This window comes from Aureibaculum marinum (assembly GCF_003813905.1).
Classification (GTDB): Bacteria; Bacteroidota; Bacteroidia; order Flavobacteriales; family Flavobacteriaceae; genus Aureibaculum; species Aureibaculum marinum.
In genome coordinates, this window is the sequence record NZ_RPFJ01000041.1 from 1 (window position 1) to 689 (window position 689).

General features: G+C 32.2%; 1 protein-coding gene. It reads left to right on the top strand.

The window, feature by feature from the left end; all coding sequences use genetic code 11:
* Positions 1-689 (top strand): GDP-mannose 4,6-dehydratase (gmd, locus tag EGM88_RS13955; protein ID WP_123899045.1); only part of this gene is annotated, 689 nt, incomplete at both ends.

The window sequence follows — 689 nt, forward strand, 5'->3', positions numbered from 1 at the left end:
AAAGGATATATAGTTCATGGATTAAAACGAAGATCTTCTTTATTTAACACTGATAGAATAGATCACTTATATCAAGATCCTCATGTAGATAATGCAAATTTCATCTTGCATTATGGAGATATGACAGATAGTACCAATTTAATAAGAATTATTCAAGAAGTTCAACCTGATGAAATCTATAATTTGGCTGCAATGTCACATGTTAAAGTAAGTTTTGAAACTCCTGAATATACAGCCAATGCTGATGGCTTAGGTACACTCAGAATTTTAGAAGCTATTAGAATATTAGGTTTAGAGAAAAAAACTAAAATATATCAAGCTTCAACTTCTGAATTATATGGTTTGGTACAACAAGTACCACAATCTGAAAAAACCCCATTTTACCCTAGATCTCCTTATGCAGTTGCAAAAATGTATGCGTACTGGATAACAGTAAATTATAGAGAAGCTTATAACATTTTTGCTTGTAACGGCATATTATTTAATCATGAATCGCCCATAAGAGGTGAAACTTTTGTAACTAGAAAAATTACTAGAGCTACCGCACGAATTGCTTTAGGACTTCAAGATAAACTTTATCTTGGAAATTTAGATGCTAAAAGAGATTGGGGACATGCAAAAGATTATGTAAGAATGATGTGGATGCTTTTACAAGCTGATAAAGCCGAAGATTGGGTTATTGCCACAGG